The following is a 24,713-nucleotide window of genomic DNA, read 5'->3' as shown; positions in this document are numbered from 1 at the left end:
GTTATTATGGAGTACAAACTAAAGAGGCACAATTAACGACGTGCAAAAGTGACTTTTCCTTCTCGCAATAAGTCGGTAATTGCGGTAGCTGACATTGGTCGACAGAACAGCATGCCCTGTCCCATATCACAACCAAGAGACTGTAAAATTGACATTTGCTGAATGGTTTCAACGCCTTCGCCAACCGTGTGCATATCAAGGCTTTGAGCAAGCGAGATAATACTGCGAATGATATTCACATTGGTCATCCGATCTTGCTTTTGGCTGCTCAGCTGGGAGATGAAATACATATCAATTTTAAGGTTGTCCACCGGAAGCTGGCTTAGATAAGCCAAAGAGGAATAGCCCTTGCCAAAATCATCTATCGATAACTTGATGCCTAGCTCTTTAAATTGATTAAGGACTTTGACGGTATTGACCACGTCGGTCATCGCTGCACTTTCTGTAATTTCGACTTCCAGTGCGCTACCCGGAATATCATAGGTACGCATGGTATCGCTAAATTGATTGAGCAGATTAAAGTTACGCAAATCTTTAATAGAGAGATTCAGTGCAACGGTAGTGTCTATGCCCATATTGCGCCAGGCAACGATTTGCTTACAGGCCAGATCGGTCACCTGTTGGCTAAGCTCATGTACTAACGTGCTTTCTTCTGCGATTGGGATAAAGACGCTTGGCGAGATGTCGCCATGGTCAGGATCATACCAGCGACAGAGTGCTTCAACGCTTCGGATTAGCCCCGTTTTGATGTCCACCCGTGGCTGGTAGTAGAGCCTTAAATGGTCGTTGGCAATGGCTGTCTTCAGCTTTTTTTCCACCGAGCGACGGCGATTCTCGCGTTCACTATGTTTTAATTCATACAGTTGATATTGATTGCGCTCTTTTTTAGCGGAGTACATGGCAATATCGGCAAAACGGAACAGATCTTCTGCTTTTTTACTGTGATCGGGGAAGATGCTGATGCCGATACTGGCTCCAGTCTGAACCGTATGGCTATCAGCCTGAAACGGCGTCCGGAATTGTTGCAGGATGCGATCCGCGATGTGACGTGCTTCTTTCTCTGATGTCTCTGGTAACACGATGGTAAATTCGTCGCCGCCTACTCGCGCCAGAGTATCCGAACTACGGAGGCATTTGTGTATAGTTTTGGCAACCGTCTGCAATAAAGCATCACCGACTGAATGACCTAAAGTGTCGTTAATTTCCTTAAAGCGATCGAGATCGATATACATCAGGGCAAGCTTTGAGTCGTTCTTGACTGAATCAGCAAGGCCTTTTAGTAACCGTTTACGCAGCAGGTAGCGGTTAGGAAGCTGAGTGAGCGGATCAAAATTAGCTAAATTATGAATTTTTCGTTCGGCTTGCTTGCGTTCGGTAATGACATGGAAGTTTACTGTTACGCCCTGAATGTCGGGATCATTAAGGTGATTGACCAGGCGGCTTTCAATCCACAACACATGGCCGTCTTTGTGGTTAATACGGCGCTCGACAACTGAAAGCGCACCAGGGTTTTCTGCTACATAGCGTAAATTAGCTGCTGCTTCTTCTCGATCCTCTTCATAAATGAAGGTGTCCAGAGTTTTGCCGACCAGGTCTTCTTCCGAGTAACCGGTAACCCGTGTTACTGATGGAGAAATATAGGTTACATTCATGTCCTGGTCATACATCAGGATACAATCGTAACTGTTCTCAACCAGAGTGCGATAGTATTTATCCTTGCGTCGTAACGCATGCTCAGTTTCAAAATCTTTCTGGATTTGATGGATAGAGCCAATTTCAATGATGGCATTACCCTCATCATCGCGCGCATAAATGGTGCTGTGAATTTGAATCCAGATCCATTCACCATCTCTTCTTTGCACACGAAAATCTGCAGGGACAACCTCTTTATCGCCACTTTCGGCAAGCTTTTTCTCTTGAGCTTTAACGATATCCAGGTCGTCTGGATGAACGGTTGAATAGACGCCATCGGGCATCGCTTCAAACTCTTCCTGGCTGTAACCTAGCAATTCACTGAAGTATTCCAGCCCTTCAACAAACAATTGAGTCCGATAATCAAGGACATAGATAAAAATAGGGGCCTTATCAAGAACCATGTTCTTGTAGATTGAGAGCAAGCTGGGTGTTGCTTCCTGATCATTCAGATTGAGTTCTGGCGCTGGCTGAAGCGAAACCAGAACATTCAGGTGAGACTTGTCTTTGGGGAGTCGGGTAATAGAGGCTATGAAATAGCGTTCTTTACGGATATCAGGCAGTGAAACTACCGCGCGTAGCTTCTCACCACTCAGCAATTCCGCTGGTAGCCATTCTTTGAGCTCTATCCCTTGAAGTGTCGATGCTGGTATGGACTTATCTATACAGATGGCTTTAATGACATACTTGTCATTGCAAACCAACACTGCTGAATAGTCATTTTCGACAAGGCTTTGAAGGGTAGATTCAGGTAATGGAGGTTTGCTAAACATCAAAACTAAATCCGCCTGTACGGTGTACTCCCTGTTGTTTGGATAAGCATAACCATCAATGGTGATAAGTGCAAATATGACTTATAGAAATAGCAGTTATTATAGGACAAAAGGAAATATAGCCAGTTAAGGTATATTAGGTTTGAGATTAGGGTCAGACAGGCTAAAATAGCGGCAGAACGTAACAGGATACAACCTAATGACGATTAGAAAATTTAATCAGTATCAGCCACAACTGGGCAATAAGGTCTATGTAGACGAAACAGCGCTGGTGGTGGGTAATGTACAGATTGGTGAAGACAGCTCAATCTGGCCAATGGCGGTTTTAAGAGGCGATGTTCACTCCATTCATATTGGCGCACGAACCAGTATTCAAGATGGTACTGTTTGCCACGTTACACATGCTGGCCCTTATGATCCAGAAGGTCATGATCTGTATGTTGGTGACAATGTGACTATTGGTCATAAAGCAATTCTTCATGGTTGCCGCATTGAAAGTAATTGTTTAATAGGCATGGGAACGGTTGTAATGGATGGAGCCTTGATTAAGGAAAATGTCATCGTTGGCGCCAACAGTCTGGTACCGCCAGGACGCGTGCTTGAAAGTGGCTATCTCTGGGTTGGCTCACCAGCTCGTAAGATTAGAAAGCTGACCGAAGAAGAAACCGAATTCTTTAAATATTCAGCAGATAATTATGTAAAGCTGAAGAACCAATACCTTAATCAAGAAGATTAAAAAAACCGGCTTTCGCCGGTTTTTTTATAGGAGAGTTTTACTAAAAACTATAACTCACACTGACAGTTGTTGTAGTGTCGCGCTTTTCAGCACCCACCGGTACTTCAGAGTTGTAGTTAATATTGTAAGCCAATTTGAGAGATAGACTTTCAGAAATATTGGTTCTCAGTGCCGTTTCAGAGGTGTAGGTATCTACGTCCTGTCCCCAGATTGCTGAAACTAATTGAGTGAAAACCGCAGTTTCAGAAATGTTGTATTGATAATCAAGGTCGCCACGAACAACGTTTTCTTTTTCATCTTCCCCAGCTTCAAGCGCATTAATACGATAACCTAAACCAAGACCTAGTGAGAAATGGCCAGTATCATCTTTAAATAATTCATGACCGTAGCCAACATAGGCACCCGCCTGATAATCGTAAGCACCGAAATAGTCATTCATATAATCGACAACGCTATAAACAAATGATTTTTCTGAAAGGTCGTAACGATTATTCCATACGAAGGTATAGCGTTCTGCTTCACGAATTTCATCATTTCGGTTAGTCATACCGGTGATATGAACACCTGTTGACCATTCATCAGTAAGACGTGTGATGTATTTGAAGGCGCCATTTAAGCTTTCAGTCTCAGTGTTACCAGTCGTGCTGATATAACCAAGGTCGATAGCACCGAAATAGCCCTCTTCAGGTGCGTCTGATAAAAGGCCGCTTTGCGCAAATAAGGCTGGTGAAGAAAAACAAACGGCTAATGCCACCAGGGATTTTTTAAAATTCATGTTACTCTCGCTTTTTATACCAATCTACAAGCCAATAAAGCTGGGCATTTTAACAAATCGCTGACTAATAAAAATACAGTAAATGTTATAAAACGTTACATTCGCGACTTTAACCAGTGAAAAATTGAAGGGTGTTGCAAATTTATCTTGTCAAGATGAAGTGATTGGTAGCGTCTGGCAGAACTATCAGGCGATGATGGGGTATCAGCGTCAGCTAGTGATTGATGAAAATTCTGCACCTGTTTACGTTGAAATGGGAAGCCATCAGAAGCAATCGTTAATGGCCATTTATTAATAGCTGTTTGCCATAGCCACTGACAGACATCCTGTTCATGGACCAGATTCAACCATTTAGGATTTTCTTCTTGGCCTGGGTCAAGCAGACTGTTAATCAGTCGTTGACGCTGTGATGAATACAAGCCAGAGGGTCTGATAATTGAAGTACTGGCGTGCAGTTTCTTAATGTTTTGTTCAGCCTCAAGCAGAGTCTGCCCAGAAAAAGAATCAGGCAAAGGCATGGTTTCTTCATTTATTACCGTCTCAGTATTGCCACCGTAAACTGAAGTTGAAGAAACAAAAATGCAATGAAAATCAGTCTGTTGCTGGTGCAAGAGGTCAATCAGATTGGAAACTGCAGTGATGTAGGTTTTGTGATATGCAGATTCAGTGCGCTCGCCAGGTGCAAGAATGATAAACACATTGCTTATTTTAGGGAGTTTTGGCAAGGCCTGCTGATCATTCAAAAGATCATAACAAATGTGATGCTCAGACCATCCTTTGGGGCTTCGGGATATGGTAATCGTGGGCTGATCGAGCGATTTTAGGTATTGATAAAAACGCTGACCAAGCTTGCCAGCACCAACGATCAGGTTTTTGCCTTGATTAGTCAATGGATTCCACCAACATCGCTAGACTCTTTTCGATAATCAAATCCTTGCCAGCCAATTTGTTTAAGGTTTTGAGGCCCTTGCCAGTTAATAGCAACACGAAGGGACAGCCGAAGTTTTGAGCGCATTGATAATCCGAGCTGGAATCGCCAACAAAAACGATCTCCTTTGGTTCTACTGAAAACTTAGCAGCAATGTGCTCAAGCATCTGTGTTTCGGGTTTACGGCATGAGCAACCATCATCAGGATGGTGCGGGCAGTACTCAATATGATCGATGTGGCCCTGATACTCTTCAAGTAGACTGTTCATCTTGTCATGCATAGCATGCAAAATCGGCTCATCATAATAGCCTCGGCCAATACCCGATTGATTGGTGGCAATCGCTACTTTGAATCGTTGATTAAGTTTTGCGATCGCTGGCAAACTACCGGCGATTGGGATCCATTCGGCCGGCGACTTGATATAGTCGTCTGAATCGTGATTGATGACGCCATCACGATCCAGAACTATTACTTTGACCTTTTCCCAATCTATTTTTGACATGGCTAGTTTTGCAGCAGGGAAATATCAGCTACTGAACCAAATAGATCCTGCAGCTTTTTCAGCATGGCCAGTCGGTTGGCTTTTACTGATTCATCGTCTGCATTGACCATAACCTTATCAAAAAATGCATCCACATCGTCGCGCAAACTGGCAAGGTGTTGCAGTTTGTCCTGATAGTTGGTCATGTCAGCCAATTTTGTTTCTGCATCGGCAATGGTTTTGGCCAGTGCCTGTTCTTCAGCTTCCTGTAATAAACCAGCATCGATAGTATTTGGAACTTCGATATCTGCTTTAGCGAGAATGTTTTTTACGCGCTTATTAGCAGCCGATAAGCTCTCAGCTTCGGGTAACGTCTGGAAGAACTGAACCGCTTTAATGCGGGCATCGAAATCCAGTGGTTGCGTCGGACGCAAAGCCATAACCGCTGAGATAGTATTGCTGCTGACGCCCTGATCAAGATACCAGGCGCGGAAGCGCTCAAGAACAAAATCGAGTAATTCCGACTCTACCTTGGCATTACTGAGTTTGTCGGCAAAAGAGACTTTCGAGTGTGCAATCAGGTCAGTCAAATCAAGTGTTAGTTGGTTTTCAACAATGGTACGAATCAGACCAATTGCTGCGCGACGCAGTGCAAACGGATCTTTTGCACCGGACGGTGCCTGACCAATACCAAAAATGCCAACCAGAGAATCGACGCGATCAGCAATCGCCAAACATTGACCGACTGGGTTCTTTGCCAGTTCATCACCTGAGAATTTAGGCAGGTATTGCTCGGTCATGGCGATAGCAACGTTTTCGTTTTCGCCATCATGACGGGCGTAGTAAGTACCCATAATACCTTGCAGGTTATCGAACTCGCCGACCATGTTTGTTGCCAGGTCACATTTCGACAATAAGCCCGCGCGATGAGCTTGCTCAGGATCAGCACCAATCATTGGTGCAATTTTAGACGCCAATTCAGCGACACGTTCAGCTTTATCCTGCACTGAGCCAAGCTGTTTCTGGAAAACCACATTCTTGAGATGCGCCTGATGACTTTCCAGACTGACTTTTTTATCGGTTTCAAAGAAGAACATAGCATCAGCAAGTCGCGGGCGAATCACTTTTTCGTTTCCTTCGATCACGCTTTGCGGACGTTTGCTTTCGATGTTGCTTACGGTAATGAAGTTCGGCATCAACTTTCCATCTTTATCAAGTACGTGGAAATACTTCTGATGCTCGGCCATGGATGAAATCAAACACTCGGCTGGAACTGACAGGAATTCATCATCGAATTTTCCTGTCAGCGCTACAGGCCACTCGACCAGGCCGGTCACTTCATCCAACAACTCAGGACTGATCTGTGCCATGCCACCGAGCTTTTCCGCTTCGGCTTTGACCTGCTCTTCGATCAGTTGTTGACGTGCTTCGAAATCGACAATGACGTGTTCGGCTTTCAGTTTGTTTACGTAATCGTCAGCATCATGTAGTGAAACGTTGCCTTCGGCCATAAAGCGGTGGCCGCGGCTGACGTTGCCTGTTTTAGTATCTAAAATTGTAGCGTTTAGTACAGATGAGCCGTGCAATAATACTGTCCAGTGCACCGGACGGATAAACTGAGCAGAACTGTTTCCCCAACGCATTGGTTTTGGAATCGGTAGTTTTTTCAGGGCAGAATTCAGCATATCTTCGATCAACTCGGACAACGGTTGACCTTTTTGCGCGATGGTGTAACCCAGGCGTTCGCCTTTATCGGTTTGAATGCGATCCAGCTGATCCACTTCAACACCACAGGATTTGGCAAAACCGACTGCTGCTGGCTTGGCAGTGCCATCTTCATTGAATGCGGCAGCAACCGCAGGACCGAGACGTTCAACATTTTTATCTGGCTGGCTATCCGCTAAATTGCGGATAATAAGTGCTAATCGACGTGGTGCAGCATAGTTTTCGATGCTATCAAAGGCGAAATCATTGCTTTGCAGATTAGCGGCAAAGTTGTCGCGTAGAGCATCACTCAAGGTTTTCAATGCCTTAGGTGGTAACTCTTCGGTGCCTAGTTCAAACAATAAATCGTGTTGTGCCATGATTACTTCTCCTCCGATTTATTGGTTTGCTGGTTATTCTGAAGCATGGGGAATCCCAGAGCCTCGCGGGCGGCATAGTAGCTCTCGGCAACAGAGCGCGCCAAAGTACGTACACGCAAAATGAAGCGCTGACGCTCTGTCACTGAAATAGCATGACGAGCATCAAGCAGGTTAAAGGCATGGGAAGCCTTAAGCACCATTTCATAAGCTGGAAGTGGCAGGTTATGTTCCATCAATCGCATACATTCGCTTTCGCAATAATCGAAGAACTCAAACAGTTTTTCGACATTGGCGTACTCGAAGTTGTAGGTGGATTGCTCGACTTCATTCTGGTGGAAGACATCACGGTAATACACAGTTCCTAATGGGCCATCGGTCCACACCAGATCGTAAATGCTATCAACACCCTGCAAATACATGGCGATCCGCTCAAGACCGTAAGTGATTTCGCCCATCACCGGCTTACACTCAAGACCACCCACTTGTTGGAAGTAGGTAAATTGTGTGACTTCCATGCCATTGAGCCAGACTTCCCAGCCCAGACCCCAGGCACCCAAAGTTGGCGATTCCCAGTTATCTTCCACAAAACGAATATCATGTTCCAAAGGATCAAGGCCAAGTGCCTTCAGCGAGCCCAGATACATTTCCTGAATATCAAGTGGAGAAGGTTTAATCACTACCTGGTATTGATAGTAATGTTGCAGGCGGTTCGGGTTTTCGCCGTAACGGCCATCAGTTGGTCGACGGCATGGCTGAACATAAGCTGCACTCCATGGCTCAGGGCCAATGGCGCGCAAAAAAGTTGCAGGATGGAAAGTGCCGGCGCCGACTTCGAGATCCAGTGGCTGCTGAATGACGCAACCCTGCTCGGCCCAATAATTCTGTAAGGTCAGGATTAATCCCTGAAAGGTCTTAGTGTCTGCCACAATCTGTGCCCTTAATGGATGCTTATCTGCTTTATTTTGTGCAAAGAGCGAAATTATACGGTAATTCAGGTCATTTTCTAACCTTAAAGCGAGAAATATCAGGCTTTTTGTCGATTTCCAACTCGTGGTAACATCCAGTGAAATAAAAATCATCAAATAAGATAAGTAAATGCGTAAACGATGCGGTTGGGTCAGTGATGATCCACTTTATATTGAATACCACGATACCGAATGGGGAGTGCCAACCTATGATGACCAGCAGCTTTTCGAGATGCTGTGTCTGGAAGGTGCGCAGGCGGGTCTGAGCTGGATCACGGTTCTTAAAAAACGAGAACATTACCGTAAGGTATTTGACCATTTTGATGCTGAGAAGATAGCAGCCTATGACCAGGCCAAGCGCGAGCAATTATTATCCGACCCAGGGATTATTCGTAATAAACTGAAAGTGAATGCTTTTATTGTCAATGCCCAGAATTATCTCCGTATAAAAGAACAGCAAAGTTTTAGCGACTACCTATGGCAATTTGTGGGTGGTGAGCCGATTATCAACAACTGGAAAAGCCTAAAAGAAGTTCCTGCCACCACTCCTGAATCCGATGCCATGTCAAAACAACTCAAGAAAGACGGTTTTAAGTTTGTAGGTAGTACCATCTGTTATGCCTTTATGCAGGCGACGGGGATGGTGGATGATCATACGATGGATTGCTTTAAAAGATAAAATTATCTTTTTTGCCCTGAGCTTTGTTATAAGTCTTTTTATCGTCAGTCATTTAAGAGCAACTAAACTCCTTCCTCAAAAAAGACTTATGCCGCGCTCAGAACAAAAAATTTTAATTTTATGGTGATGAGCTATATTCGCCCTAAACTTTTCATCTCCGTATCAATTTTTTTCTGAAGACTTATTTCGTCTGAGGTAGTTGGCAAGTTGTTTAGCAATGCTAATTATTGAGCCGAAAACGCCAATGATTGCAGCGCTTACTAAGATGCCTACTTTGACTTTACGACTGAAAAGATCCCATTCGGCGAACTGCTCGGCTAGTACAAAGCCGATAATAACTATCGAGATGATGTAGCAAACTATGGTGACTTTGGGCAGGGCCTGGAATTTAACCATTTGTTACCTATGATTTAAATAGTGCCTAAACTGAAAAACTCGCCGGCAGAAATCACACCGAGATGTTTTTGCTCATCAATGACTCTTTCTTCAGCGCGCTCTACCAGCTCATAAAAGACATTACGGTGAATCAGCGCATGAAGATTACGTCGAACCATAATGTAAGGTGAAGGTTCACCCGTTTTTGAATCATGCTCAACCCATATAGGGTTGTCTTCAGTGAGAATAATCTGATTGTCGCAATTATCTTCAAAGGTGATAAGCGGGCCATCGGCGGTGTCTTTTACCTGCATGCGAATGACCAGGAAAGGAGCATCTTCAACACGAATGCCGAGTTTTTCGACCGGTGTTACCAGAAAATATTTATCATCTTCTTTTTTAAGCACGGTTGAAAATAGTTTGACCAGGCGTTGGCGGCCGATCGGTGAGCCCTGATAATGCCAACTACCGTCACGCTTGATCACCAGCTCCATGTCACCGCAAAAATCGGGGTTCCACTTTTCGACAGGGGGTAATGATTGCCCATCGCTGTTTTTCTCAAGCTCTGTCAGAATTTGCCCTAGATCTTTATGGGCCTGCTCGGGCTGATCAGGATTGTTTTCTGAGCCGGACATATCAGGCCGCCATACCTTTTCGGATTAGATACTTATAGGGAGCCTGGTCGGTATCGCTACCGATCAATTGATGCTCCATAAAAGTACAGAACTTTGGGATATCACGGGTAGTTGAAGGATCGTCAGCAACAACCAGCAGGACTTCACCGTCCGCCATCTTGCGAACATTGAGGCGCACCATCATGACAGGCTCGGGGCAACGCAGGCCGAGTGCATCGAGTTTACGGTCGTATTGATCAAAGTTGAGCTGTGTCATAGGGTAGTAAAACAATTGCTGTATGCTGAAATTGTGCGAATTTTAGTCTTTTTCACTCATAACATGAAGCTAATAGCACTTTATATAGTAACTATATATCAATTTGGTAGAAAGGATTGATTTTAACTAACAATGTTACTAAGTTAGTATGGTGAAAAGTTAAACATAAGGAGTACAGAATGAATAAAGCGATTAATATTGGAATTAACGAAAATCACCGCGAAAAAATTGGTGATGGACTGTCACGTCTATTGGCAGATACCTATACATTGTATTTGCAAACTCACAACTTCCACTGGAATGTTACTGGGCCATTTTTCCAGTCATTGCACACTCTGTTCGAAACTCATTACACGGAACTAGCGGTTGCAGTGGATGATATTGCGGAGCGAATCCGTGCACTGGGAATCTTATCTCCGGGTACCTACCAGGAGTTCGCAAAGTTAACCAAGATTAAGGAAGTGGAAGGTAACATCAGTGCTGAAGAGATGATAGAGCGTCTAGTTGATAGCCATGAGACTGTCGTTAGAACTGCGCGTGAAATTCTACCGCTTGCTCAGGAGGCAGACGATGAATCTTCCGTTAGCCTGATTTCAGATCGGCTGGTGGTGCATGAGAAAACGGCCTGGATGCTAAGATCTCATCTACAAAAATAACCGTTAAAACAAAAAAGGCGACTTAATGTCGCCTTTTTTAATCGTCAAGACTTTAGGCAAAACTTGCCATCACCTGATTACGCCCTTCATTTTTGGCTTTATATAACAAGCGATCAGCTCGGTTGATAACAAGATCAAGGGTTTCATCATCGGGCATGTATTCGGTAACCCCGAAACTGGAGGTAACGGTTAGCCCTGGTGCTATGTCATCGAAGTTATAGCTTTCAAAATATTCGCGTAATCTTTCTGCAATGCCATAGGCTTCTTTAATGCCGGTATCCGGAAGCAAGATTAAAAACTCTTCACCGCCAATTCGTCCAACGGTGTCCGACTCTCGTAGTACTGCTTCACAGATATTTCGTGTTGCCTGAATGACCTTATCGCCGACGTTATGTCCGAAGCGATCGTTAATGCTCTTGAAGAAATCAATGTCGAACAAAATGACGCTGTAGGGCTTTCGTGTTTGCCCACTGGATTTATGCTGAAGTTCAAGAGTCCGGAAAACATGCCGTCTGTTGGGCAGTTTAGTTAGATTGTCGGTATACGCCATACGGTGATTGGTTCTGGCCACACCACGGTAACGCAACATAATCCAGAGCGCGATACCCACTACCAGCAACAAGAGTAATATTAAAACCCATAAAATATAGCTGTACTTTTTGCTTTCTTTAACATACTGAGCGTTAAGCTTATTTTCCTGTTCTAGCAGTTTGTTCTCGAACACCAGACGCTCTTGATCGAGCTGCTCGCGAGACAGGTTCGAAACATAAGTGAGATTGTCATTAAATTGTTTTCTATATTGAGTATATGACTCATTGAGCAACTCATAGGCCTGTTCAAAATTGCCACTTTTAAAAGCTAACTGACTTTCAAGGCGGTTGATATAGTGAGCATCCTGACTACCCAATTGGCTAGCATATTCTTTTGCCAGCTGTAGATGCGACTGAGCTTTATCAAGTTGCTCAAGCTCGGTGTAAATTTTCAATAGCTCAGAATGAATTTCGAAACTGAATAACTCCTCGCCGACTTGTTTGTGCAGTTGCTGTGATAATAAAATTTCACTTAGTGCACTCTCATATTGTTCCTGATCGACCAGCAAGCGGCCTCTGACCTGATGAGCATAGGCTTTAAGAGAAATATCGTCGGTATTACGTGCAATCTCTAATGCTTTATTAAGATAGTCATTAGCCTGATCAAACTGTTCTGATGCACGGTAGGAGTCCGCAAGGTTGACGTAGAGGTAAGTATTCTGTGTAAAGCTTGGGTTAGCTTCCATGATTTCAATCGACTTATTGAGGTAGTCGATAGCAGAGGGATAATCATTAAGGCCGCCATAAAGAATAGCGAATAAATTATAGGTTTCAACCAGCTGAAAAGGGTCGTCACTTTCATAGGCGTGAGCTAAAGCAAGCTCCATTAGCTCAAAAGCTTCCTGGTAGCGATACATATAGGAGTTCAGATAAGCACGCTCAAGCACAATATCGCTGAGTTTATTGTCAGGCCATGATTCGCGAACATCACGATAGAGTGCATCGGCTGTTCGCTTAGCTTCTTGAATTTTACCCTCGGTTCTTAACACTAGCATGAGTACATAATTATACTCCTGATAGAGACTTGCCTTATCGATTGTATTGACCAGTGGCGTAGCGATGTTCAGATGCTCCCGGGCGCGAAGAGGATCATTGACATGAATATAGTAATCGCCTAATAAAATATTGGCTAATGCTTCAGAGTGTGGATCCAGAGGATTTTTTAAAATTGATTGCAGTTTATTGTAGAAAGATTCCTGGCTACGTTCGGGTATGGATAGTTTACCCATGGCATAAAGCTGGTTCTGCAGGGGAATATTGTCTACTGGGCTTGCTGAATGAATTTGCGAGCTTGCCAGTAGTAATAACACCATCAATAGCGATTTGAGCTTAACCACATTAATCCCTTAATTGTTGTATTAGTAGAATGTGAATTAACTCACTTTACCGTAAATTGATGCAAAAATGAACAATACCGTAATGCAAATTTGCATTACGGTATTGCAAGATTGAAATAATCTATTGAGAGAGGTTATTCAAAGAAGAAAGCAGGACGCTTCTTCTCTTCAGGGGCCAATTGGTTCAGGGTCTGGGCATCATATAAACGTCCATTCAGCATAACCATATTGACCTTTTCACTGTTCTTGAGGTTTTCCAATGGATCTGCATCCAGGATAACCAGATCAGCTAGTTTGCCCTCGGTAATTGAACCAATTTCCGACTCCATACCCAGGATTTTTGCGCCATCCATAGTGCCGGCTTCCAGTGCCTCATGCGGGGTCATGCCGCCCTGTTCGAACATCCACAGTTCCCAATGAGCAGCCAGACCTTCGCGTTGACCGTGAGCACCAATACCAACTTTGACGCCTAAATCACGCAGTTGAGCAGTGACTGTTGCATTATTGAAGTGGTTGTAATCTTCGTCAGGTGCCGTGTAACGGCGACGAGAAACCGGATCTAGGATTTCGCGTGGAACAAACTTGGTTAACAGTGGATGGTCAAAGACCTTTGTTTTGTCATACCAGTAACGCTCACCCCAGATTCCACCATAAGCAACGCCAAGGGTTGGCACATAAGAAGTCTGGCTCTGGCTCCATAACTGCTTAACGTCATCATAGATTTTCTCGACAGGAATTGAGTGTTCAATCGTTGTATGACCATCAATTACCATCGAAATGTTGTGCATGAATAGCGAACCGCCTTCTGGAACAACAATGAGTCCAGTCTGACGGGCAGCTTCCAACACCTGCTGGCGTTGATCACGACGTGGCTGGTTGTAACTCTTAACCGAGAATGCTCCAGCAGCTTTCATACGCTCCAGGTGACCAATAGCATCTTCTAGATTATTTACCTCAGCAGTAATGTACTGTTCGGCGCCATAGAGAATGGTACCGGTTGAGAACAGACGAGGTGCTGTAATCACACCTGCTTTTTGCATCTCGCTCGAAGAGAATACAGCTTCGGTATTGGCTGATGGATTGTGTGTGGTGGTTACCCCAAAAGCTAATGATGCCATCGCATTCCAGTTAGTTTGTGGCTGGATCTGATCATTGGCGTAAGGACCGTGCCAGTGAACATCCACTAATCCTGGGATAATGGTTTTGCCAGAGACATCAATTGTTTCAGCGCCAGAAGGAATGGCTACTTCGCCACGCTTACCTACCGCTTTAATACGGTTGTTTTCTACCACAACCACACCATTTTCAATGATCTCTTTGCCTTCCATGGTAATCACCTTGGCGCCAACCAAAGCAAGTGATGTTTCAGGCTTATCAGCATTGACCGTAAAGTTAATGCGAGTCGCTTTTGCTTCTGGTGCTTCAGCTGCTTCTGAAGACTTATCACTTAGGAATTCAAAACGATCTTTTAGCGCCTGCTGATAAAGATCAGGGCCTAAAGACCATGAAAGTGAAGAGCTGTCTTCAGACCATGCCAGGTTGCTGCCAGCAAATTTCGAGAATTGACGCACCGGCAGATTGCGGGCAGATGGCCCTGTATTTATCGCATTGCCACTATGAACAAATGGTGTGACATAGACCTGGTAGCGTTGTGTGAAAGCAAGCCATTGCTGATCAGGAGAGACGGCGAAATCGCTAATCCAGTTACCCTCGTAGTGTTCCTGCTTGGCGTTACCGCTTAGATCAGTACTAACTAACTTAGTACTGTAGATTTCACCATTAGGCGTAACCTGTGAGAAAAACACTCGGTCAGAGCTGCCTGCAAAGAAGGGGTTACTGCCACTTTTCGATAACACATACTGTTTATCATCGTCGAGGTTAATGGCAACGATACCAGTATCCTGTGAGTAAAGCGGGCTGGTCAGGTAACCGCCGGAAATGGCTTGTACCACAACCGTTTCACCATCCGGACTTAAACTTGGGTTGGTGTAATGCCCTGGTTGCTGAGAAACAACTTTTCCACTACCACCGCGCGAAGAAATGATACGAACCGTACCAAGCTTCTCATCATCCCAGGTGGTGTAGACAATTTTGCTGCCGTCGGCTGAATAATGCGGATAAAACTCAAAATGATCATTCTGACGAGTTAAGCGCTTAGGCTTACCATCAGGTAAGTTCACGGTATAGATCTTGCCAAGTGCCTGGAATATCGCCTGATCACCGTCTGGAGAAACCTGTAACCAACGCAACATTTTGGCATTGAACTTGGATTCATAAGCAGCGTTCTTTTGAGTTACGGCCTGACGCATTTCGCGACGATCGGTTACTTCAAAAGGAATATTGGAAACTTCTTTAGTAGCTATATCGATTTTGTGCAGTTTACCCTGCGCCCAGAAAACAATTTCATCGCTATCTGGCGTCCAGGCAAAGTTAGGATAAACGCCGTGAATGGCCCAGGTCTCCTGCATATCACGCTCAAGGCCTTCATAAATCGGGTATTCTGCTCCTGTTTCGCGATCTTTCAGGAACAAGGCACTTTGTGCACGAATACGACGCACGAACGCAATGAACTTGCCATCAGGCGAAGGAGTTGGACGAACTGCGCCACCGGGGCCATCAATCCAGGTTTCGATATCACCAGTCTCACGATTAATCGCAAACACTTCATAAATTTGATTATTGGAGTCTTTACTGTATTCGAAATAACGACCTGAGGTTGAATCGCGTGAGAATAGAACATATTTGCCATCAGGCGTAAAAGCCGGCTCACCCAGATCTTTTTGCTCATTAGGACGCTTGTTCAACTGAATGCCGCTGCCACCAGATTTGTGGTAAAGCCAGATTTCACCAGCACCAAGAGAGCGAGTACCGGTAAAGTGCTTACGAGCTGCAATGTAGTTGCCGTCAGGGCTCCACACCGGATTGTTCAACAAGCGAAAACTCTCTTTAGTGACCTGATATTGATCCGAGCCATCAACGTCCATGACCCAGATATTGTCACCGCCACCTTGATCCGTGGTGAAAGCTAATTGCTTGCCATCGGGCGAAAAGCGCGGCTGCATATCCCACGCCATGCTATTAGTAATGTTTTTAGCTTTGCCGCCAGACATCGGCATGGTGTAGATATCACCCAATAAATCAAAGGCAATCGTCTTGCCATCAGGGCTAACATCTAGATTCATCCAGGTGCCTTCATTGACCTGAATATCCGCAAATATAGGAGTGCCGGGAGGATTGTTCACATCCCATTTAGCCTTGTCTTCGTCTGCCGCAGTGGCTGAGTTTGCCACAGTTCCCAAAGACAGCACCAACAGGCTGGATAAGATAGATAATTTCTTCATTGCCAGACTCTTTCGTTAGTTAATGAAAATGACTCAACCTAGCAATATAGAGGGGCAATAGCTATTAGGCAAAAGATTGGCGCAGTAAATTGTAAGAAAAGGTTAAGAGAGAAGGTGCGCCTAAACGCACTCATAAGAGCTAAAACATAGTATTACTATTTTTAGAAGTATCGGGAATAGCCTGAATGACATCCCAGTGTTCTACAATTTTATTGTCTTTTACACGAAATATATCAACGATGGCTCCACCATTCGGTGTTGGCCAGTTAAAATTATTAACGTGCAATACAACTAGATCATCTTCTGCAATAACACGAACTATTTTTCCTGAAGGAGGTGAAGTATCATCTTTTGGGGGGAAGCTTTCTACTAGCTGTCGTAATGCTTCTTTACCATCAGGAAGGTTAGGATTGTGTTGTATATACCCCTCACCAATATACTCATCGATGGCATCTGCGTTACCCTTGAGCAATACATCAGTATAGAAATTGACAACAAGCTGTTTATTTGAATCTAGAGTATCTGTTTCAGCGTAAGTAGGGTTGCTAAGTGATAAAAGCAGTAAAGCTGCAAATAAAATTTTCATAAGGTCCCTTTTTTATATAAATATTAATTAGTTAAATAAAAATATTATTGCTTCTTCGTGATTTAGAAGCTTATTATATGAATAAGTAAATCAGAAAAAGTTCAAAAACTAATCGTTACAAATCCCAGGCGGACAATACTGATAGTAACGTAGGGTGCGTCGTGACGCACCATTGAACAAGCCTTAAATTAAGCGGTGTGTCACGATACATCCTTCAGTCCATAAAGCCGCATAACAGCCTAAAAAACCATCAATCAGCCATAGCAAAATGCGCCACTTGATCTTCATACGCCTTTTTAAATGCTGGTCGTGTCGTTGCCCGCGCCATATAATCGCGGCAAGAAGGAAACTCTGCCAAGCCATCAAACCGATCCACCAGACGCAGCACATCAGCCATTAAAATATCCGCAACAGAGAAAGAACCTACGAGCCATTCACGTCCTGCAAAAACCGTCTCCATATGCGTTAACCGAGCATAGAGGAAATTGTCGATATTTTTTCGTCCCGGAGTGTCGGTGGTATCACCAGAAAATTGGTATAAGGACCAAGGTAGGCTCGCCATCTCAACCGAATTAAGGGCGGCAAATACCCATTGAATAACATCGTTGCGACTTTGAGGATCTGAAGGCATCAACGCTTCGCTTCGTTCTGCTAGATACATCAAAATAGCTCCGCTTTCAAAGATCTTAGTATCACCATCAGTCAGCCATGGAACCTGCCCAAAAGGTTGGCTCATGAAGTGCTGTTCATCCCTATCCCGGAAAGGCACACTATTAACCTTATAAGGTAAGCCCGCTTCCTCTAACGCCCATCGTACCCGAAGGTCACGCACATAACCTCTTGGCATTTTGGGAACCCAGTCGAAAGTAGTAAGAGTAATATCAGTCATGAGTGATTTCCTTCTCATTGGTGTATAAGCATACCTAGCTCAGATTAGCGTAGCAAAGTCGAGGTTAATTCAGTTAAATGACGAAGCTCTACGGCACTTTCCAGACTATACTTCTAGCTCTTCTTCCACTGCCCCCAAGGATCGTTGCTACTCTTTGAGCTACTGGTTGAGCGATTACGTTTTTTCTGATCATACTCAGCAGCTTTTTTAACACGTTGTTCGCGTAGCTGTTCAGCGTTTTCAAGGCTTAATTCAGCAGGTTGTCCTGGTTTCTGATCGTCTGGAACAATCCTGTCTCTGGGAGACAGGTGTAATTGATTGGAAGCTGGTTGGGGTAGGTTTTTGTATTGATACAAATAGAAAGCTTCGACTTTTTCCCGCGCCCATTTGGTGTTTTTAAGAAATTTAATGCTTGAAGCAGTGCTTGGATTGGTTTTAAAGCAATTGATATTCAAATATGCATAAAGTATGTCAAATCCATAGTGTTCAACTAATTCGGTGACTAAGGCTTTTAAGCCCACGCCATTCAGGGGGTTATTCTTATAATTGATGTCATCGGTCATAAAAATTAAAAAGCAGGATAAATCATGCTTCATTATAGCTGTAAAAGGACTAATAGTGTTAAGGGAGCACTACTCCTTGCTCAGAACTATTGTCTTTCCGCCTACTTAGAGGAGTTAACGAGTTCTTCAAGCCATTGAAGTTCTTCAGGGACAAACACTTTCATATTCCCAGTACCTACATTAAGAGCCCAGTGGATATCAGAGCCAACCGCCTCAACAACGGTACGCCCCGGCATGGAAACATAAGCCATATCGTCATTACCCCAAGCTCTTAGTCGTTCAAGAGAATCAAACAACATTAGCACCAGAACCCCATCGGTTTTCATAAGAATTGGATCAAATGTGACTCCAGTTTTTGGAGACTCATCTTTTTTGTAAGAGTGAACTGGGATAAACAGTTCGGAATTAAGGAATAAATTATAATAATCCAGCTCCTGATCTGCATTCTCCATGGCCAGTACATAGGCTTGATCGAGTGGACTGAGATTATCGTCTTCAGCATAAGAAGAAATGGAAATAAATAAAACAGCAGTAAAAATAACTGTAAGTTTAAACATAATAAGTTACGAAGTTTGTAGAGTTAAGAATAGTAAATAAGTTTATGAGCATGTTAACTGTCAACTCAAGTCATTGTTCTGTTATGTCTCTGGATTTTGGTGTAGGAATTAATCCTATGAACCTTGCTAAACTTAATAAGGTCATGAATAGACCAATCATCGCTTGGCCAATAACCAGTGAGTAGGCTAAGACACCAAGCGGTGTGACGTTGTAATAACCAAAACTAGTCATTACGACAAAGCTAGTATAGATAGCTCCAAAAACGCTTTCGTTTGATCCTTCGACTGCGAACATGAATAAACTATTGAATACAACATATTGGGCTGCGAACCAAAAAATAATTTCAAAGTAGTTTTGAATCAGAAGCACCACAATCCGACGATAACCATGCAGTGCATATTCTTTACCTGCCTTTTTGGCTCTGTATTCATCAAAAAGCAATACATTAGTCTGATATACCACAACCTCGAAGATCCGCAATAAGGCATATGCTGCTATAAATAGACCTACATAGTAGTTATTGATATATAAAACGGCGGGTACAGATAAGAAAGATAGAATCAGATGGCCCAGAGCCCAGGCTTCTGAAAAAAGACCAGTTCTGGCGCCTGGAAATAAAAATCTGACAAAGTTGAAAAGTGAGATTTTGCCAACCGCTTTGAAAATAAAGGCCCAAAAATCAAGAATAAATGTCGTCCGTTTTGGTGAATTTGCCATAGAACACTCTTGTATTATTTATATTAAGATCTTGGTAAGACTTTATTCTTATTGGTCTTTTGATACAAGTGTCGATTGTATGGCGATCATAGCGCTGTTATTGTTTAATAATGATCTTTCTCATAACTAAGGATTTACTCACTCTTTCAAGGAGGATATATGAAACCTAAATTTAAACCTGGTCAGAATATCGCTATGAAGGTGCCGGCTCACGAGTATGATAAGACGGTTGCCTTTTATCGGGATGTATTAGGGTTTGAGTTGATCCCACTTGATAGTGAGGAAGATAACAATACCATTCGATTTAAGTTTGGAGATAAGGTGTTGTGGATCGATCGGGTGACCACCGTCAGTCAGACGGAAATTTGGCTTGAGGTCATTACTGATGATATGGATGCCGCAGCAGAATATCTACAAACTAATGGGGTTGTTCGTTGTGATGAAATTGAGCCGCTGCCTGAAGGTTTTGAGGGCTTCTGGATTTCTAGTCCCGCAAACATTATTCACTTGGTGACAAATTCGGATTAGTATAGTTAAAAAGATGAACAAGGAGAGAGGGATATGCTTAAAGTTAAAATTGATTCAGATCATGCGCTAGTCATTTTGGAGCCGGATGGCGCTTTAACGGATAATGATTTTCGCCTGGCAGCTCAACTTATCGATCCAGTCATTGAAAAGAATGGCTCCTTGAAAGGATTAATCATTCATACGCGATCATTTCCTGGCTGGGCATCATTTGCCGCACTGGTTTCACACCTTCGTTTTGTTCGTGAGCATCATAAAAGTATTCAACGTATCGCCTTCGTAACCGACTCACCGGTAGGTTCTTTTGCTGAAGCGATTGGTAATCATTTTATCAATGCACAACTCCGGAATTTTAGTTTTGACGAATTTTCCCATGCAAGAAACTGGGTGTTGTTCGGCGAATAAGAATAAATTTAATGGAATTAATCTTAGAATTAACAGTCATAGTTCTCTCAAAATAAAAACTGAAGGAAGTTAAAATGAAAAAAATTATTGTATGTGTATTGCTGTGTCTATCTTTTACAGTTCACGCTGATGAAAAAGGGTCTATTGGGTTTTCAGCCAAAGTCGGTGTCGATGGATTCTTTAACCCGGAAATCACTTCGTTTGAAATTGAAGAAGTTCATGCTGATTCACCTGCTGAAAAAGCTGGTTTGAATGCAGGCGATCAGGTGATAGCTATTGGAGACTGTGTTATTCCTGGTTGCGATACTGATGATGTACAAGATTATATGGATAAAAATGCTGGCGAAGAGCTCAAACTGAAAGTAAAAACTCAAGACGGTGAAGAAAAGGAAATTGTGATAATTGTAGGACCAGCGGTAAAGGAAGCCTAATCAGGCATCTTGGGGAAGCATAACTGTGACACAGTTAATCAGTTTCTGTGTTTTTTTATCGATAATGGATGTTTCATTATCTTCAAGGTTGTTTAGCTGCTCAATAGCCCAGTCAATGTGTTCCCTAACCATTTCGTTAGCAACTTTATATTTTGCTTTGAGCGGCTCAATCATATCTGACTGTTTGGAGTTGCCGATTGCAACCGCGAGGTTTCTCAACCAGTTTTGGTAACCGATACGGCGTATTGGACTGCCCTGGAAATTTTCTAGAAAAGTTTGCTCATCCCATTCCCAGAGAGTGGCCAACGAAATGTTGTGTAAGTTATGGCGTGGAGAGAAATCGTCAATATTGGTGTGATTTGCAAAACGGTTGTAAGGGCAGGCCAATTGGCAATCGTCACAGCCATAAATTCGATTACCCATGAGCGGACGAAGTTCTTCAGGTATCGCATCCTGATTCTCAATTGTCAGGTAGGAAATGCAGCGTCGGGCATCAATTTTCTTATTATCAATAATGGCATCCGTAGGACACAGATTGATGCAGGAAGAGCAGCTACCACATAGATCCTCAACAGGCTCATCAACTGGTAGTGGCAAGTTAATAAAGATTTCCCCGAGGAAAAACCAGGAGCCCGCGTCTTTATTGAGAATTAAGGTATGTTTACCCTTCCATCCTAGCCCGGCTTTTTCAGCGAAAGCGGTTTCAAGCACCGGAGCACTGTCGACGAACACACGATAATCAAGATTGGGTTCATCATTGAGTTTGGACTTCAAATCTTCAATGACCATTTGCAGACGTTTTCGCATCAGTTTGTGATAGTCACGTCCCAGTGCGTAGCGAGATATATTTGCCAGAGTTTTGTCTTTAAGAGGTGTGGTAAAGCTGGCGTTATTATTCAGATAGTCAAACCGTAACGATAAAACTCGACAGGTATTGGGATGCAGTTCGGCGGGGTTTTGGCGCAGTTCCTGATTACGTTCAAGAAAGGACATGCAGCCATGATAGCCGTCATCTACCCATTGCTTGAAGCGCTCGAAATAACCACCGGTGTCTGTGTCTGAAACTCTCAGATCCTGAAAGCCATGCTGTTTGGCCAGCTTAACCGCCGTATGTTTGATCTGTTCAAGTTGTAGGTCGGTTAGGGGCATTGCTTATTGGCTGAGAGTTACCATGTGTAGATGGTAACGCTATTCCTTCGGCAATAACATAAAGTCGAGGGCCATTTGCAAATCGGCATCACTGCAATCGAAACAAGCTCCTTTGGGTGGCATGCCTTTGTAGCCTTCGACCATGTTGGTCATTATGATCTCTTGACCTTTGTCCAATCGTGATTGCCATTGCTCCATATTGCCCCGAATGGGTGCCCCACCATGGCCACGTTCATGGCAGCTGAAGCATGACTGGTAATAGATACTTTCACCAGTTCGTTCCTGTGGCTCTGAACTACAGGCAGACAACAATAGTAAAGATGAGATAGATATAAAAAATAGGATAGGTCTCATGGCAATCAGGGCATTTTCATAAATGACGGGCACAAAAAAGCCGATCATCAGGATCGGCTTTTAACGGAATTACTGGCTTTGTTCGATCATGTAATCCACAGTTGCGATGATTTCTTCATCGGAACAGTCGGCACAGGTACCTTTTGCTGGCATAGCATTGATACCGTTGATAGCGTTAGCGTGTACGGTGTCGATACCTTTAGCAGTACGGTTGGCCCACTCAGCGGCATCACCAATTTTTGGAGCGCCAGCAGCGCCAGTAGTATGGCAAGCCATGCAGTAAGTATTGTAGATTTGGTCTGGAGTACGGGCTGCTGAAGCGCCGCCAGCTACTGCTGGAGCTGCGTTAGCAACTTGTGGTACATCATCACCCTCAACGTAAACGCTATGAACAGGCTTCAAGCGTTCTTCAATGTTGTGCTCGCTCATGTGCTTTGCAGTGGCGATACCAGCAAAACCCGCGATAGTGAAACTGGCGATAAAAACTAGTGCGTTTTTCAAGTTAGTCATGACGTCTCTCTCTGTATATGCCTGTTGCCTGTGCTCTATGGATGAGATGCAGGCATTCATGTGGCGCAGATTATAACGGTTATTGGCAAACGATCAAATAGTCATCAACTATCAAGAGCAAAAAATAACCAGAATAAACAGTGATCGCGAGGCTTCGAATTAGGCATAGGTTTTTGTAGTCAGATCAGGCAAACTAGCGCAAAAGCTTTGGTTGGGGAGAATATGGGTTTTCTAAAACAAACAGCGCTCCAGATGCTCGGCGAAGCACTGGTGAACAAGATCCCTTTCAATCGCCATATTGGCCTTGAGTACGATAGCGTCAGCGAGCAGGAATGCATCATTAAGTTTGATATGAAGCCTGAGTTAGTTGGCAATTACTATCATGGAATACTTCATGGTGGAGTGATTTCATCGGCTTTAGATATGGTTGGTGGGACCATGGCAGCGGTAGGTATTTTAAACGATAATCCTGCTACTCATTTACCTCAGCTAAAAACTAAACTGGCCAAACTGAGCACCATTGATATTCGTGTGGATTATCTAAGGCCAGGCCGCGGAGAGCAGTTTTTTGCCAAGGCGCAACTGCTTCGAGCCGGTCGAAAGGTCGCGGTGGTTCGAATGGAGCTGGAGAATAATGAAGGCTCATTAATCGCTGTGGCAACTGGCACTTACATGGTGGGTTAGCCCCATACAAAACCAATATTTGATTAGAGAATCATCATGCAGAACGTTAATCGTGCAGGATACATTTATGGCATTCTAGCCTTTGTCATCTGGGGACTGGCGCCAATCTACTTCAAGGCTCTTGAAGGGGTTTCGGCCTTGGAAATCCTGGCTCATCGGGTGGCTTGGTCGGTGCCTGTGGTGCTTATCATCATGTGGGCCATTAAACGCCCTTTCCCGAAAAATATCCTGCAGGATAAAAAAACGATTGGCATTCTCATCGCTACTTCGGTCTTGATCTCCGGAAACTGGCTGGCTTTTACCTGGGCAGTAACTAATGAGCGGGTACTTGAAACCAGCCTCGGATACTTCATCAATCCGCTGTTCAGTGTTGCATTAGGAATCATGTTCTTAAAAGAAAAGCTGACAAACTGGAGCAAGATAGCACTACTTTTAGCGACGTTAGGCGTACTTTATCGTATTGTGTCGCTAGGAAGCCTGCCCTGGATATCTTTGTGGCTGGCTTTTTCGTTTGGTGTTTATGGCTTGTTGCGTAAACAGGTCAATATCGGGCCTTTACAGGGTTTGCTGGTTGAAACTCTAATAGTGTTCCCATTCACGGCAGGTTACATCATCTATCTATGGTACACAGGCACAGGTGCTTTCCTACATAACTCGGTTTCTATCGACTGGCTATTGTTGGCAGGTGGTGTAATCACGACAGTGCCTCTGGCGTTGTTCTCAGCAGGAGCACGCTTGCTACCGCTCAATACCATTGGCTTTATGCAGTATCTGGCACCAAGCTTGACCTTCCTGTTAGCGGTATTTGCCTTCAAGGAAACCTTCAATATCGATCTGTTGATTACTTTTGCCCTGATCTGGGCAGGTTTGATCATCTATACCATTGGCGTAGTTCGTCAGCAGAATCAAAAACGCCGTGACCGCAAATCAGCAGCTAAGTTAATGGAAAACCAGTAAATTTCTGGCTCATGACATGAGCAATAATCGTATTGGCGAAAGCCTGATTTATGATAAATTAATCAGGCGGTGGATTCATTC

Annotated in this window: 27 protein-coding genes; 8 read left to right on the top strand and 19 right to left on the bottom strand. The window is 43.8% G+C overall.

All coding sequences use genetic code 11. From position 1 onward, the window contains the following. Positions 1-32 precede the first annotated feature (32 nt). Positions 33-2,465, bottom strand: a complete 2,433-nt coding sequence (locus tag CW740_RS11940; protein WP_106647718.1) for a bifunctional diguanylate cyclase/phosphodiesterase — start codon at positions 2,463-2,465, stop codon at positions 33-35. Between the two features lie 199 nt (positions 2,466-2,664). Here CW740_RS11940 and CW740_RS11935 point away from each other — a divergent pair, with 199 nt between their 5' ends. Then, a complete protein-coding gene (locus CW740_RS11935) occupies positions 2,665-3,201 on the top strand; it encodes a gamma carbonic anhydrase family protein (RefSeq protein WP_106647716.1) in 537 nt (178 codons plus the stop codon). Positions 3,202-3,241: 40 nt separating this feature from the next. On the opposite strand, the gene CW740_RS11930 is transcribed toward CW740_RS11935, so the two are convergent. The 5 genes from CW740_RS11930 to glyQ form a co-directional block, all read right to left on the bottom strand. Further along, on the bottom strand, positions 3,242-3,976 hold the full coding sequence (locus tag CW740_RS11930; RefSeq protein ID WP_106647713.1) for a DUF481 domain-containing protein: 735 nt from the start codon (positions 3,974-3,976) through the stop codon (positions 3,242-3,244). A 95-nt stretch (positions 3,977-4,071) separates the two neighbouring features. Then, positions 4,072-4,866: a sugar nucleotide-binding protein gene (locus CW740_RS11925; protein WP_106647711.1), complete on the bottom strand. Its 795-nt coding sequence runs from the start codon at positions 4,864-4,866 to the stop codon at positions 4,072-4,074. After that, complete coding sequence (gene gmhB / locus CW740_RS11920) at positions 4,859-5,407, bottom strand: D-glycero-beta-D-manno-heptose 1,7-bisphosphate 7-phosphatase (RefSeq protein WP_106647708.1); 549 nt, start codon at positions 5,405-5,407, stop codon at positions 4,859-4,861. The genes CW740_RS11925 and gmhB overlap by 8 nt, the downstream gene beginning before the upstream one ends. A 2-nt stretch (positions 5,408-5,409) precedes the next feature. Beyond that, on the bottom strand, positions 5,410-7,470 hold the full coding sequence (glyS, locus tag CW740_RS11915; RefSeq protein ID WP_106647706.1) for a glycine--tRNA ligase subunit beta: 2,061 nt from the start codon (positions 7,468-7,470) through the stop codon (positions 5,410-5,412). Positions 7,471-7,472: 2 nt separating this feature from the next. Next, a complete protein-coding gene (gene glyQ, locus CW740_RS11910) occupies positions 7,473-8,396 on the bottom strand; it encodes a glycine--tRNA ligase subunit alpha (protein WP_106648202.1) in 924 nt (307 codons plus the stop codon). A gap of 169 nt (positions 8,397-8,565) precedes the next feature. Here glyQ and CW740_RS11905 point away from each other — a divergent pair, with 169 nt between their 5' ends. Then, a complete protein-coding gene (locus CW740_RS11905; RefSeq protein WP_106647705.1) occupies positions 8,566-9,114 on the top strand; it encodes a DNA-3-methyladenine glycosylase I in 549 nt (182 codons plus the stop codon). A 162-nt stretch (positions 9,115-9,276) separates the two neighbouring features. Here the strand turns inward: CW740_RS11905 and CW740_RS11900 are convergent, their stop codons facing one another. The 3 genes from CW740_RS11900 to tusA are packed head-to-tail and all read right to left on the bottom strand — an operon-like array spanning position 9,277 to position 10,380. Next, the gene (locus CW740_RS11900) at positions 9,277-9,510 is read right to left on the bottom strand and encodes a hypothetical protein (protein ID WP_106647704.1); all 234 of its coding nucleotides are present in this window, start codon (positions 9,508-9,510) and stop codon (positions 9,277-9,279) included. Positions 9,511-9,524: 14 nt separating this feature from the next. After that, a complete protein-coding gene (locus CW740_RS11895; protein ID WP_106647703.1) occupies positions 9,525-10,124 on the bottom strand; it encodes a DUF1285 domain-containing protein in 600 nt (199 codons plus the stop codon). Between the two features lies 1 nt (position 10,125). Beyond that, entirely contained in the window at positions 10,126-10,380 is a 255-nt protein-coding gene (gene tusA, locus CW740_RS11890; RefSeq protein WP_106647702.1) for a sulfurtransferase TusA, read from the bottom strand. Between the two features lie 179 nt (positions 10,381-10,559). Here tusA and CW740_RS11885 point away from each other — a divergent pair, with 179 nt between their 5' ends. Beyond that, positions 10,560-11,036, top strand: a complete 477-nt coding sequence (locus CW740_RS11885) for a Dps family protein (protein ID WP_106647701.1) — start codon at positions 10,560-10,562, stop codon at positions 11,034-11,036. A gap of 52 nt (positions 11,037-11,088) precedes the next feature. On the opposite strand, the gene CW740_RS11880 is transcribed toward CW740_RS11885, so the two are convergent. From CW740_RS11880 to CW740_RS11850, 7 genes are all read right to left on the bottom strand, one after another. Further along, on the bottom strand, positions 11,089-12,963 hold the full coding sequence (locus CW740_RS11880; RefSeq protein WP_106647700.1) for a diguanylate cyclase: 1,875 nt from the start codon (positions 12,961-12,963) through the stop codon (positions 11,089-11,091). Between the two features lie 134 nt (positions 12,964-13,097). Further along, positions 13,098-16,304, bottom strand: a complete 3,207-nt coding sequence (locus CW740_RS11875) for an amidohydrolase family protein (protein ID WP_106647699.1) — start codon at positions 16,302-16,304, stop codon at positions 13,098-13,100. 139 nt (positions 16,305-16,443) lie between these two features. Next, positions 16,444-16,890, bottom strand: coding sequence for a nuclear transport factor 2 family protein (locus CW740_RS11870; protein ID WP_106647698.1), 447 nt, complete (start codon positions 16,888-16,890; stop codon positions 16,444-16,446). A 250-nt stretch (positions 16,891-17,140) separates the two neighbouring features. Then, positions 17,141-17,779, bottom strand: a complete 639-nt coding sequence (locus tag CW740_RS11865) for a glutathione S-transferase family protein (protein WP_106647697.1) — start codon at positions 17,777-17,779, stop codon at positions 17,141-17,143. Positions 17,780-17,892: 113 nt separating this feature from the next. Next, the gene (locus CW740_RS11860; protein ID WP_106648199.1) at positions 17,893-18,342 is read right to left on the bottom strand and encodes a VF530 family protein; all 450 of its coding nucleotides are present in this window, start codon (positions 18,340-18,342) and stop codon (positions 17,893-17,895) included. A 101-nt stretch (positions 18,343-18,443) separates the two neighbouring features. Then, a complete protein-coding gene (locus CW740_RS11855) occupies positions 18,444-18,899 on the bottom strand; it encodes an SseB family protein (protein WP_106647696.1) in 456 nt (151 codons plus the stop codon). A gap of 70 nt (positions 18,900-18,969) precedes the next feature. Next, positions 18,970-19,617: a hypothetical protein gene (locus CW740_RS11850; RefSeq protein WP_106647695.1), complete on the bottom strand. Its 648-nt coding sequence runs from the start codon at positions 19,615-19,617 to the stop codon at positions 18,970-18,972. A 159-nt stretch (positions 19,618-19,776) separates the two neighbouring features. On the opposite strand from CW740_RS11850, the gene CW740_RS11845 reads away from it, so the two are divergent. From CW740_RS11845 to CW740_RS11835, 3 genes are all read left to right on the top strand, one after another. Beyond that, positions 19,777-20,145 (top strand): VOC family protein, encoded by a 369-nt coding sequence (locus CW740_RS11845; protein WP_106647694.1) that lies wholly within the window; start codon positions 19,777-19,779, stop codon positions 20,143-20,145. Between the two features lie 33 nt (positions 20,146-20,178). After that, positions 20,179-20,547, top strand: coding sequence for a SpoIIAA family protein (locus CW740_RS11840; protein ID WP_106647693.1), 369 nt, complete (start codon positions 20,179-20,181; stop codon positions 20,545-20,547). A 74-nt stretch (positions 20,548-20,621) separates the two neighbouring features. Next, complete coding sequence (locus CW740_RS11835; RefSeq protein ID WP_106647692.1) at positions 20,622-20,978, top strand: PDZ domain-containing protein; 357 nt, start codon at positions 20,622-20,624, stop codon at positions 20,976-20,978. Here CW740_RS11835 and queG read toward each other — a convergent pair whose 3' ends face one another. From queG to CW740_RS11820, 3 genes are read right to left on the bottom strand one after another with little or no spacing between them, the layout of a single operon-like run. Then, positions 20,979-22,127 (bottom strand): tRNA epoxyqueuosine(34) reductase QueG, encoded by a 1,149-nt coding sequence (gene queG / locus CW740_RS11830; RefSeq protein WP_106647691.1) that lies wholly within the window; start codon positions 22,125-22,127, stop codon positions 20,979-20,981. A gap of 39 nt (positions 22,128-22,166) precedes the next feature. Further along, positions 22,167-22,529 carry a c-type cytochrome gene (locus tag CW740_RS11825; protein ID WP_227523865.1) on the bottom strand — a complete coding sequence of 121 codons (363 nt, stop codon included), beginning with the start codon at positions 22,527-22,529 and terminating at the stop codon, positions 22,167-22,169. 21 nt (positions 22,530-22,550) lie between these two features. Continuing rightward, positions 22,551-22,991, bottom strand: coding sequence for a c-type cytochrome (locus CW740_RS11820; RefSeq protein ID WP_106647690.1), 441 nt, complete (start codon positions 22,989-22,991; stop codon positions 22,551-22,553). A gap of 222 nt (positions 22,992-23,213) precedes the next feature. On the opposite strand from CW740_RS11820, the gene CW740_RS11815 reads away from it, so the two are divergent. Together CW740_RS11815 and rarD are read left to right on the top strand one after the other, a co-directional pair. Beyond that, entirely contained in the window at positions 23,214-23,675 is a 462-nt protein-coding gene (locus CW740_RS11815; RefSeq protein ID WP_106647689.1) for a thioesterase family protein, read from the top strand. Positions 23,676-23,711: 36 nt separating this feature from the next. After that, complete coding sequence (gene rarD / locus CW740_RS11810) at positions 23,712-24,632, top strand: EamA family transporter RarD (protein WP_106647688.1); 921 nt, start codon at positions 23,712-23,714, stop codon at positions 24,630-24,632. The last annotated feature ends 81 nt before the right edge of the window (positions 24,633-24,713 follow it).

The organism is Kangiella profundi, from assembly GCF_002838765.1.
GTDB lineage: Bacteria > Pseudomonadota > Gammaproteobacteria > Enterobacterales > Kangiellaceae > Kangiella > Kangiella profundi.
Note: the sequence above shows the minus strand (reverse complement) of the source record. Positions and strands in the feature narration are given on the sequence as shown.

Coding starts and splice junctions, on each gene's coding strand:
- queG (WP_106647691.1), bottom strand. CDS start 22,127: ATGCCCCTAACCGACCTACAACTTGAACAGATCAAACATACGGCGGTT.
- CW740_RS11815 (WP_106647689.1), top strand. CDS start 23,214: ATGGGTTTTCTAAAACAAACAGCGCTCCAGATGCTCGGCGAAGCACTG.
- CW740_RS11825 (WP_227523865.1), bottom strand. CDS start 22,529: ATGATCGGCTTTTTTGTGCCCGTCATTTATGAAAATGCCCTGATTGCC.
- CW740_RS11930 (WP_106647713.1), bottom strand. CDS start 3,976: ATGAATTTTAAAAAATCCCTGGTGGCATTAGCCGTTTGTTTTTCTTCA.
- CW740_RS11935 (WP_106647716.1), top strand. CDS start 2,665: ATGACGATTAGAAAATTTAATCAGTATCAGCCACAACTGGGCAATAAG.
- CW740_RS11845 (WP_106647694.1), top strand. CDS start 19,777: ATGAAACCTAAATTTAAACCTGGTCAGAATATCGCTATGAAGGTGCCG.
- CW740_RS11870 (WP_106647698.1), bottom strand. CDS start 16,890: ATGAAAATTTTATTTGCAGCTTTACTGCTTTTATCACTTAGCAACCCT.
- CW740_RS11855 (WP_106647696.1), bottom strand. CDS start 18,899: ATGTTTAAACTTACAGTTATTTTTACTGCTGTTTTATTTATTTCCATT.
- CW740_RS11860 (WP_106648199.1), bottom strand. CDS start 18,342: ATGACCGATGACATCAATTATAAGAATAACCCCCTGAATGGCGTGGGC.
- rarD (WP_106647688.1), top strand. CDS start 23,712: ATGCAGAACGTTAATCGTGCAGGATACATTTATGGCATTCTAGCCTTT.
- tusA (WP_106647702.1), bottom strand. CDS start 10,380: ATGACACAGCTCAACTTTGATCAATACGACCGTAAACTCGATGCACTC.
- CW740_RS11900 (WP_106647704.1), bottom strand. CDS start 9,510: ATGGTTAAATTCCAGGCCCTGCCCAAAGTCACCATAGTTTGCTACATC.
- gmhB (WP_106647708.1), bottom strand. CDS start 5,407: ATGTCAAAAATAGATTGGGAAAAGGTCAAAGTAATAGTTCTGGATCGT.
- CW740_RS11905 (WP_106647705.1), top strand. CDS start 8,566: ATGCGTAAACGATGCGGTTGGGTCAGTGATGATCCACTTTATATTGAA.
- CW740_RS11835 (WP_106647692.1), top strand. CDS start 20,622: ATGAAAAAAATTATTGTATGTGTATTGCTGTGTCTATCTTTTACAGTT.
- CW740_RS11895 (WP_106647703.1), bottom strand. CDS start 10,124: ATGTCCGGCTCAGAAAACAATCCTGATCAGCCCGAGCAGGCCCATAAA.
- CW740_RS11885 (WP_106647701.1), top strand. CDS start 10,560: ATGAATAAAGCGATTAATATTGGAATTAACGAAAATCACCGCGAAAAA.
- CW740_RS11820 (WP_106647690.1), bottom strand. CDS start 22,991: ATGACTAACTTGAAAAACGCACTAGTTTTTATCGCCAGTTTCACTATC.
- CW740_RS11850 (WP_106647695.1), bottom strand. CDS start 19,617: ATGGCAAATTCACCAAAACGGACGACATTTATTCTTGATTTTTGGGCC.
- glyS (WP_106647706.1), bottom strand. CDS start 7,470: ATGGCACAACACGATTTATTGTTTGAACTAGGCACCGAAGAGTTACCA.
- CW740_RS11940 (WP_106647718.1), bottom strand. CDS start 2,465: ATGTTTAGCAAACCTCCATTACCTGAATCTACCCTTCAAAGCCTTGTC.
- CW740_RS11875 (WP_106647699.1), bottom strand. CDS start 16,304: ATGAAGAAATTATCTATCTTATCCAGCCTGTTGGTGCTGTCTTTGGGA.
- CW740_RS11840 (WP_106647693.1), top strand. CDS start 20,179: ATGCTTAAAGTTAAAATTGATTCAGATCATGCGCTAGTCATTTTGGAG.
- CW740_RS11865 (WP_106647697.1), bottom strand. CDS start 17,779: ATGACTGATATTACTCTTACTACTTTCGACTGGGTTCCCAAAATGCCA.